At 49.7% G+C, this 9,579-nt stretch carries 8 protein-coding genes; 1 reads left to right on the top strand and 7 read right to left on the bottom strand.

The features are described from left to right. The 7 genes from AB4Z33_RS24640 to AB4Z33_RS24610 all read right to left on the bottom strand — a co-directional run. The coding region (locus AB4Z33_RS24640; RefSeq protein WP_442052429.1) for a carbohydrate ABC transporter permease at window positions 1–761 on the bottom strand (761 nt) is incomplete at its 3' end. Between the two features lies 1 nt (window position 762). Further along, window positions 763–1,692: a carbohydrate ABC transporter permease gene (locus AB4Z33_RS24635; RefSeq protein WP_442052428.1), complete on the bottom strand. Its 930-nt coding sequence runs from the start codon at window positions 1,690–1,692 to the stop codon at window positions 763–765. Window positions 1,693–1,799: 107 nt separating this feature from the next. Continuing rightward, window positions 1,800–3,167 carry an ABC transporter substrate-binding protein gene (locus AB4Z33_RS24630; RefSeq protein ID WP_442052427.1) on the bottom strand — a complete coding sequence of 456 codons (1,368 nt, stop codon included), beginning with the start codon at window positions 3,165–3,167 and terminating at the stop codon, window positions 1,800–1,802. A gap of 126 nt (window positions 3,168–3,293) precedes the next feature. After that, on the bottom strand, window positions 3,294–4,325 hold the full coding sequence (locus tag AB4Z33_RS24625) for a LacI family DNA-binding transcriptional regulator (protein WP_442052426.1): 1,032 nt from the start codon (window positions 4,323–4,325) through the stop codon (window positions 3,294–3,296). A gap of 412 nt (window positions 4,326–4,737) precedes the next feature. After that, window positions 4,738–5,898, bottom strand: a complete 1,161-nt coding sequence (locus tag AB4Z33_RS24620; RefSeq protein WP_442052425.1) for an MFS transporter — start codon at window positions 5,896–5,898, stop codon at window positions 4,738–4,740. A 217-nt stretch (window positions 5,899–6,115) separates the two neighbouring features. Beyond that, entirely contained in the window at window positions 6,116–6,931 is an 816-nt protein-coding gene (locus AB4Z33_RS24615) for an ABC transporter permease (protein ID WP_442052424.1), read from the bottom strand. Further along, window positions 6,928–7,908: an ATP-binding cassette domain-containing protein gene (locus AB4Z33_RS24610; protein WP_442052423.1), complete on the bottom strand. Its 981-nt coding sequence runs from the start codon at window positions 7,906–7,908 to the stop codon at window positions 6,928–6,930. The genes AB4Z33_RS24615 and AB4Z33_RS24610 overlap by 4 nt, the downstream gene beginning before the upstream one ends. Before the next feature lie 149 nt (window positions 7,909–8,057). Between AB4Z33_RS24610 and AB4Z33_RS24605 the strand changes: the two genes are divergently transcribed. Beyond that, window positions 8,058–9,518 (top strand): MFS transporter, encoded by a 1,461-nt coding sequence (locus AB4Z33_RS24605; protein ID WP_442052422.1) that lies wholly within the window; start codon window positions 8,058–8,060, stop codon window positions 9,516–9,518. Window positions 9,519–9,579: the final 61 nt, after the last annotated feature.

Below are 9,579 nucleotides of genomic sequence, written 5' to 3'. Positions count from 1 at the left end.
CCTGCTAGAAGAACTTCATAGTTGTTGCTCGTCGGCGACAGCAGGCCGGCCAGGCCGATCGGCAGTGTAAACTTCTCGGTCGTTCGCAGCACGATGACAGGCCAGAGGAAGTTGTTCCAGCTGGACAGCGCCTGCAAAATCGTCATCGCCCCGTAAGCGGGTAGAAGCAGCGGCACCATGATCCGCAAGAAGATACCCATTTCCGAGCAACCGTCGATTCTCCCTGCATCCATGAAGTCCTTCGGCAATCCCGATGCGAACTGACGGAAGAAGAAGATCGGTAGCGGAGCGACAACAAAGGGTAATATGACGCCCCATATCGAATCAATAATTAGCAAATCAATCGATAGCTTGTATAGCGGCAAAATTATAATTTCCATCGGAATCATCATCACGGCTAACACGAGCGTAAAGACGAACGTCCTGCCCTTGAATTTGTACATAGCAAGCCCGTAGCCAACCATGGAGGACAAGAACAAGCATATAACCGTGAAAACAGCGGTAATGATTAAGCTGTTGCTATACCAGTCGAAAAAGTTCTGCGAACCGCCCTTGCCTGCGAAGATGGCCTTATAGTTAGCCAAAGTCATGACATCAAAATCCAGCCGTACATTGAGACCGAAACGGAAGAGCTCCGAAGCCGGTTTCACTGACGCGAGAAACAGTGCGAATAATGGAAACAGCGCAATAATGGCCAGCACCGTGAACAACACAATCAACAATAAGGAGGGAATAATCCCGACCCGCTTCGCTCCTGTCATGTTAGTCCTCCTTCTTGAAAAATCCGAGCACGTTCAACTGCAGCATGCTGACCAGCAGCGTTATCACCAGAAGCGTGATGCCGATTGTCGAGCCGAAGCCCAGATCGAAATATTGGAAGCCCTGCTGATAAATGTAGCCCACCATCGTTAGGCCGATATTTTGCGGTGATCCTCTGCTCCCCCACAGCATAAAGCTTTCGGTAAACATCGCGTAGCCGCCGTATATCGATATCGTGAACACATAGATGGATATTGGCTTTAATAACGGAACCGTAATTTTGAAAAACTTGCCCAGCGTACCCGCTCCGTCGATATCTGCCGATTCATACAGCTCTCTTGGAATGCTTTGCAGCGCCGATAGAAAGTATAAGATGTTAATCCCCGCCCAACGCCATGTCGCAAGCACGACGAGAGCAAACATGCTGAGCGACGAGCTCAGCAGCCATTTCTGACTGTCAAAGCCGAACAGCTTAATAAAGGAATTCATAATAGCTCCGTCCAGCTCGCTGAAGATGAGCCGGAAGATGATGCCCGCAACAACGATCGAAGTCAACGCGGGAATAAACAAGCTTGCCCTGAACAAGTTGCGGGCACGCATCGCCTTTGCGTTAAGCAGAACCGCGAGCAGCAGCGGCAACGGGACGAGTACGATCAGCGTCCAAAACGTATAGCGAGTGCTGTTCCACAACGCTTTGTAGAAATCAGGATTGAATAGCCGTTTGTAATTGTCCAGTCCAATAAAGGCGACATCTCCTGGCAGTACCCGTTGAAAGCTCATGATGACGGCACTCACGAGCGGGTAGGAGAAGAAAATGACAAAGGATAATAGAAAAGGCAAAATAAAAAGATAAGGAGCCAGCTTCTGACCGTTGAACCTGCTCGCCTTCGCACTGTCCTTCCGCCTATAGGAGACTCGATTGTCGGCATTCATGTACGTCTCACCCCTAAGCAATCTGCTGTAAAAATAAATCGGCCGCCGGCGTTGCTGGGCACGGCTTTTGTGAACTGCTTCGCCGGCGGCCTTGTTAACGGATGTTCTTATTGACCCGTTTCTTTGCGCAGCGCTTCCGCTGCTTTGGTGATTACCGTCTCAGGATCTTCGCCGAATTGGAAGATCTTCGGAACGATCTCGTTGCGAACCGCGTCGAACACTTTCGGGGACGTTTCACGGATGTTCACCGGGTAGATCTCGTCCTTAACCTCATTCAACGTAGCGAAGATATCCGTACCGAAATAATCCGTGAATTTGTTCGGTTCCGCCATTGCCGGATCGTTCCAAACTTCCGTGCGGATCGGGTCCATGCCGAGCTGCTTCCATACTTGAATATTGCCTTCCTTCGACAGCTTGGCGTATGCCAAGAACTTTTTGGAAATATCCAACGCTTTCGACTGCTTCGTAATCGACAAGCCTGTTCCGCCCATACCGGCAGAACGGTTGCCGCCTTCTTCCCAAGCAGGCATTGGACGAATGATCATTTTACCCTTCAGATCCGGCATTTCGTCGGTGAACCGGTTCATGAACCAGAATGGCATGAATACGGCTGCCGCGCCGCCTGCGTTCATGAACGCTTTGTATTCCGGCGTATCATGTCCGACGCCTGGAGATATAGCGGCAATCTTCTCGTCGACCAGCTTCTTAAAGTAGGTCATCGCTTGAATATTGCGCGGGTCGTCAACCGTGATTTMTCCATTTGGTCCCACTTGATCGGACTTCAATTGGTTGATGGCGGGCCACCAAGACCAGTTGCCGGCGCCCTCGAACGTGATGAACGGTACGCCTGTTTTTTCAACAACTGTTTTGCCGTACGTTTCAACGTCGCTCCACAGTTTAATGTCATCTGGATTGACGCCTGCTTTATCCATAATTTCTTTGTTGTAGTACATAACCGTCGCGCCTACGTGCATATCAACGCCGTAATATTTACCGTCCTTGCTGTAGATGTCGACACGCGATTTGACGATATTCGGGATCTCAGGATCGACGACGTCGTTAAGCTCAACCAGCTGCACGTCGCCTTTCATGAAATTCGGGAATTTGCTTTGCTCGATATCGACCAAGTCCGGTGCGCCTTCTCCGGACTGGAAGGCAAGCAGCAAACGTGTATGCATATCGTCATAAGGAATGTTCTGCGCATCCAATTCGATCGTCTGATCGGGATTTGCCTTGTTCCATTCATCGGCCATGAATTTGTAGAAGTCCGCATGCTGTTGAACGAAGGTCCATAACGTCAGCTTCGTCGGCTCCGCCGAAGGCGGCGCCTCGTCGGTTGCTTTATTCGTCTCCGCCGGCGCTGCAGTCGGGCTTTCCTCCGTTCCTTTGTTGTTATTGTTGTTGCCGCCGCATCCAGCCAACACCATTGATAAAATGAAGATAAGTGCGGTTAAAGCCATACTTGCCTTACGCATTCCATCATCCCCTTTAACTGATTTGTTATATGCTCAATCCTCTCGGATCATAGCCAATGCTAGAGGTAACGCTTTCAACAAAAATCTAAACGTTTAGATTTTTCATTAAAAAAAGGCGATAGCCTTTTAAGGTGAAGCTACGGAGTTTCTTTCAATCAGCTTACATATAGGCTTCGAATTGACATCTGGTTCTTCGCCTTGAAGGATGCGGGATAATGCATCCATCGCCTTATAGCCAATCTCGTGCAGCGGCAAACCCATTGTTGTGAGCCGCGGTGTTAAATACTCACTGAATTCCCGGTTATCGAAGCCGATGACCGAGAGCGCTCCGGGAATCGTAACCCCCATCTCGCGAGCCGCCTGCAGAATGCCAACCGCCATGACGTCGTTCATAGACAAAATGGCCGTCGGCGGAACGGCTAGCGACAGAAGCTCCTTCGTTAACCGGTATCCGGATTCTGCCTCCCAATCCCCCATTTTGATCAGGAGCGGATCAAAAGGCAATTCAAATTCTGTAACCGCCTTATAAAACCCGTTAAACCGCAGCCGCGACGGAATCGAATCCATAGCGCCGCTAATAATGGCAATGCGGGAATGGCCCTTGTTCACCAAATACTCCATTGCCTCATAGGCTGCTTGCTCATCATCGTATTGAATCGACAGATCGCTTTGCGTGTAGCAGTATGTATACACAATCGGCTTGCCCAATGTATCGCACAGTCCCGTCAGATCACGGGGATGCACGCCGATATAGATAATGCCTTCCACTTGCTTGCTAAGCAGCTCGGACACCGCGTTGTCCGCAAAATGCCGGTATGCGTCGACATTGTCGAAACTGCGCCCGATTCTCTTATCCAGCCGCAAGTTAGTCAACAAAATATGCATGTCCAACCGGTCGGCGCAATCGTTGATGCCGTCGATAATTTCCGGTACGTTGAACACGGTGACGTCTTCCGCAATGACACCGATCGTATTCGTGCGTCTGCGCTTCAGACTTTGCGCGGCGTTGTTCGGTTTATAATTCATTTCGTCAATAACTTGCAGGACGCGTTCTCGCGTTTGCTGCTTGACGTTGCGGGTGCCGTTCAATACATAGGATACGGTCGCTGTGGATACTCGAGCCTTTGCGGCGATGTCTTTAATGCTTATGCTGGACACGACTGCACCTCCGTATTTAAACGTTTAGATTTTTTTGTCGAGATGAATATACCATGACAATAACTTCCTTTGCAAGCGCTTTTTTTGTGAGAGAGTGAACCAGAAATATCAGTCAATTATTACTATAACGAGATAACTGGAATTTCTCCCGTTATTACGTCTATCCCCTGTTCATTTTTATGATATAGAGGGATTTTCTCCCGTTAATAACTCCGTTTACGAGTAGACTAAGCGATATCGGTGAATTTAACAGGAGGAAATCACGTTATTCTAATCTGCTTGGCGTATTTCCTAGTAAATAAATGGATAAATTCCCTGTATTTTAAACATAGCTGACTAAATTATGATCCCACAAAAAAAGCCATRCCTCGAAGGGCATGGCTCATTAAGCTACGTGATTAAGATAAGTGTCCTATTGATCGACGTTTGCAAGCTGCTTCCGATTATCGCCTTTAACGTAGAATAAAAGGAACAATACCGTCGCCGTTATTCCCATGGCCCCCATCATGCCGAACAGAAATTGCGGGCCTTGGTGGTCTACGATCCAGCCGGCTGCTGCATTGGCTGCAATTCCGGCAATGCCGCCTGCGGCAGCGAACATCGTCTGCGCGGTCGCTTTGCCGTTGTCCGGCGCCATCAGGTTGACGATCTCAACAGCCGTGCTGAAGTAAAAGACGAGCGCGATGCCGTCTACCGCCTGCAATAATAGAACGACGTAAGTCGGCGGAGCGAAGCTAAGCGCGAGATACTTCAAGGCGTACATGAGCACGCTGCCGATGAGCAGCGGGAACAAGCCGAGCCGGCGTATGACCTTGTATGAGAGCCAAAATAACGGAATTTCGACGACGGCGGCAACCGTGAAGCTCCACCCGACAAGCTCCACCGGATAGTCGAGTCTTTGAAGGAAGATCGATAAGTAATTAAAATTCATCGTCATACTTACCGATACGAGGATGCTGATGGCAATAAAGCATACAAAACGCCAGTTAGTGACAAGCTGCCGGAGGGCGCCTTTCTCTATCCGGTGCTTTGGCTTGGCTCTTGGAACAGCAGGCAGCCAGAAGAGGAAGAGAAACAACAGCAGCGCAAACAGCGAATACGCCGTAAAAATATACTTATAACCGATATCCTCAAAAAGATAACCTGCAAAAACCGTAATGACAGAAAAGCCGATRGCGCCCCATACCCGGACTTCACCGAAGGAAAAACCGTGCCCCGTTCCGTTCTGAACGGCAATCGCGTCAATTAGCGGCGAAGCAGGCGAACTAATGAACGAGAACAGCACGAAGGTAATAATCAGCGCAGTTAATCCTTGGTCGGGAACAAGCGCCATTACGACAACCGCTGACAGCAGCGAGATCCATCTCAATATCGAGCGATAATCTTTCGAACGGTCGTTTAATAGTCCGAATAACGGCTGAGACACAATACCCGCCAGCGAGCCTAGCGCTAGTATGAGCCCCATCTGAGAGCCGCTAATTCCCCTATCATGCAAATACAAGCTTAAATACGGCGCATATGCGCCAAGCCCCATGTAAAAGAGCAAGTAGACCGACGATAACTTGAGCTGCAACTTGAATCATCCATTCTGCGATAAATTTCTAGAAGTGCATGTGCACCATTATACGCGCTTCTTAGCTGTCATTCACCTCTTATTTGATTCCAAAATGATAGGATCTTCCTATAGCTTAAAACGCTAGTAAAGCATAAATATCATTACCTATATAAACAAAAAACAGTCTCGCTATAAAGCAAGACTGTTTGGCACATATTATTAACAATGTTTTTGCTTATGTCCGGCGCATGTACGCTTTGACCGTAATCGGTGCGAAGACCGCTACGATGACCGCAGCGCCGATAAGCGAGATAACAAGATCCATGCCAACCGTGCCTGAATTGGTAAGCTCGCGGACGGCTGTAACGAGATGCGAAATTGGATTGATCTTCACAAACCATTGCAGCCAGTTCGGCATCGTATCGACCGGTACGAAGGCATTGGACAGGAACGTAAGCGGGAACAGCACGAGCATCGAAATGCCTTGCACGCTTGACGCTGTACGCGCAATAACGCCGAAGAAAGCAAAAATCCAGCTAATCGCCCACGAGCAGAAGATGACGAGCAGCGCGGCAAGCGCAACGCTGCCTAAGCCGCCTTCGGGATGGTAGCCCATTACGTAACCCATGGAGAAGGTAAGCACTGTTGCAATGCTGTACCGGACCGTATCTGCCAGCAACGCTCCGGCAAGCGGTGCAATACGGGCGATCGGCAGCGACTTGAATCGGTCAAATACGCCTTTGTCCATATCCTCGCGCAATTGAACACCTGTAACGACGGAGGTCGTGATAACGGTTTGAACGAGAATGCCGGGAATAATGACAGGCAAGTAGCTGATGACATCGCCGGAAATCGCTCCGCCGAAAATATAAGTGAACATAAGAGTGAATATAATCGGCTGCAGCGTTACGTCAAATAATTGCTCAGGCGTACGCTTAATTTTGAGCAAGCCCCGGTACGCCATCGTGAACGAGTTGCGCACCGATTGTCTGAAGCTCGTGCGGTTTCTCAGCTCGCTATAGACTGTTGATTTTGTAGTTGTGTGGTTCATACGGTTACTTCCTCCTTAACGCCATGTCCTGTAATCGTTAGAAATACTTCATCAAGCGTCGGCTTTTGTACGCTAAGCTCTGCCAAATGAATACCTGACGAGCGAAGCGCGATCAATAGATCGGTCACTAAGTCGGCATCCGCCATTGGTGCCGTAATTTTCGCAGCTTCTGAAGATACGCTCGTCTGTACGCGCAGCACCTGCTCGACGATTCGGCGCGCCTGACCGATGTACTCTGCATCGGCTACTCGCAAATGCAGGGACGACGTTCCAACCGACGCTTTCAATTCATCTACGGTACCTTCGGCGACGACGAGACCGCAATCGATAACCGCTACTCTGTCGGCAAGCTGATCCGCTTCTTCTAGATATTGGGTCGTAAGCAAAACGGTTGAACCGGTATTCACCAGACGGCGAATCGTGTCCCACATCTGCGAGCGGGTACGCGGATCGAGTCCGGTCGTCGGCTCGTCAAGGAATAGGAGCGGCGGCTGCGCGATCAGACTGGCCGCAAGATCCAGCCGGCGACGCATGCCGCCAGAGAAGTTGCGTAGCGGCCGCTTCGCAGCCTCCGTGAGGCCGAATTCCTCCAGCAGCTCCTCCGCCTTGCGCTTCGACTCCGCTCTTCCTAGACCCAGCAGGCGGGAAAATATAATTAAGTTCTCGGTAGCGCTAAGCGACTCGTCGACCGAAGCATACTGCCCGGTCACGCCAATCAATTGCCTTACGATCTGAGATTCCTTCACCACATCATGCCCAAATATTTTAGCCGATCCAGCATCCGGTCTCAGCAGCGTTGCCAGCATGCGGATGGTCGTTGTTTTCCCCGCTCCATTCGGACCAAGCACGCCATAGATCGAACCTGTAGGCACTTTCAGATCCACACCGTCTACAGCCCGATTGTCACCGAAAATTTTGACCAGCCCTTGTGCTTCAACAGCCCACTCTCCGGTTTCTTTTCTGTATACATGACTCATTGAAACTCCTCCTATACAAAACTGAATAAAAGGATCATAACGCGCCAATTTAAACGGAGTTTAAACAATGTCCAATTGTTTGCGTGTTACACGCTTAACGGCATGCTAGAATAGAGGAAGCAATTATTACGCGATTAGGAGCAAATCAAGTGCGGGCACATCCCATTAACCTTTTACGCCTAACAGGCATTCTAGATGGTATATCATTGATCGTATTATTAGGCATTGCGATGCCTTTGAAGTATAAGGGTGGAATCGAGGAAGCAGTCACGATAGTAGGCAGCATACACGGCGGCATCTTCTGTCTCTATGCGGCGGCTATTGCCTACGCAGCTATTCGAGTGAAGTGGAATCTTCTCTGGCCTGCCGCGGCCGTCATTGCGGCCTTCGTCCCGTTCGGCAACTTCGTGCTCGATTGGCAGCTTAAGAAAGCGAAAAACAAATACGAATTGCGCCAGATTAACATTTCCGTGCTTGTGTACGCAATCGTGTTCTTCTCTTTCTTCGATTTGTTCGCGCAATTGCCCGTCATGAGCACCTTCGCGGCATCTGTCGGCGCCAGCTCTTTTATTGTTGGTTTCGTTATCGCTCTGTACTCGCTGGCCAATACGCTTGGCAACATATTGTCCGGCATCATGACGGATAAGGTTGGCCCCTTCCGGATCTTGATGGCCGGAATGGTCTTATCCAGCGGCGCATTGCTGCTCTATCATTTCGTCGAAGAACCGACTTTGCTCATTATCGTTCGAATCCTGCACGGCTTCGTCGCCGGGCTGATCGTTCCGGCAGCGTTCACCTACTCCGCGAATACGACGATGAGTAACGAGCAAGGGAAGAAAGTCGCCTTCACGGGTACGTTCGTCGGACTTGCCGCCATTATCGGCCCTGCTTTCAGCGGTATAATGGCAAGCAGAACGTCCGTGCCGTTCGTCTTTACTTGCGTAGCCGTACTCGGTTTGCTGCTCGCCGTCCTATCTGCTATTTTTCTCAGGAAATATAAAATCATAAAAAACGAGAAGGCTGAAGCTAAAGCACAATCGGCTGGCTCGCTCTTCCAAGCAGGTGTAATAAAGGCTTACGGCGGCGCATTTTTCTTAATGTTCTCGCAAGGCGTAATTGCTTACTTACTGCCTCTCCATGTGCAGTCGCTCGGTTATGATTCAAGGTTAAGCGGCACGTTAATGAGCACGTTTGGCATCATTGCCGTCCTGTTGTTTGTACTTCCGACGAATCGCATATTCGACCGTGTCGCTCCGTCAAGAACAATGGCCATCGGCATGGGGCTAATGGGAGCAAGCCAGCTATTGATTAGTCAGTCGAATACGACACTGTCGCTTTATGTTGTACTAGGTCTATACGGAGTAGGCTTCGCACTCCTATTCCCATCTATTAATACAATGCTTATCCAAGCAACACCGGCCGATCTGCGAGGCAAAGCCTATGGTTACTTCTACGCCTTCTTCTCGCTCGGTGTCGTTGCCGGTTCCAGCGTACTCGGCTGGCTGCCCTTCGATACCATCGGAGGTTTTATGTTCACGGGCTTCATTCTTCTGCTGTTCGCCGTAATCGTCTCTTTCGATAAACAAAGAAAACAAGTGCTTAATCACTAATACCGAATGAGTAAGAACAGCCCTGCTTCTCCATTGGGAGAGCAGGGCTGTTCGTTTGTCT

The organism is Paenibacillus sp. 2TAB19 (assembly GCF_052115185.1).
In the GTDB taxonomy this organism is placed as follows: domain Bacteria; phylum Bacillota; class Bacilli; order Paenibacillales; family Paenibacillaceae; genus Pristimantibacillus.
Note: the sequence above shows the minus strand (reverse complement) of the source record. Positions and strands in the feature narration are given on the sequence as shown.

Excerpts from the sequence above, each read along its gene's own strand:
- AB4Z33_RS24610 (WP_442052423.1), bottom strand. The coding sequence starts at position 7,908 with ATGAGTCATGTATACAGAAAAGAAACCGGAGAGTGGGCTGTTGAAGCA.
- AB4Z33_RS24615 (WP_442052424.1), bottom strand. The coding sequence starts at position 6,931 with ATGAACCACACAACTACAAAATCAACAGTCTATAGCGAGCTGAGAAAC.
- AB4Z33_RS24635 (WP_442052428.1), bottom strand. The coding sequence starts at position 1,692 with ATGAATGCCGACAATCGAGTCTCCTATAGGCGGAAGGACAGTGCGAAG.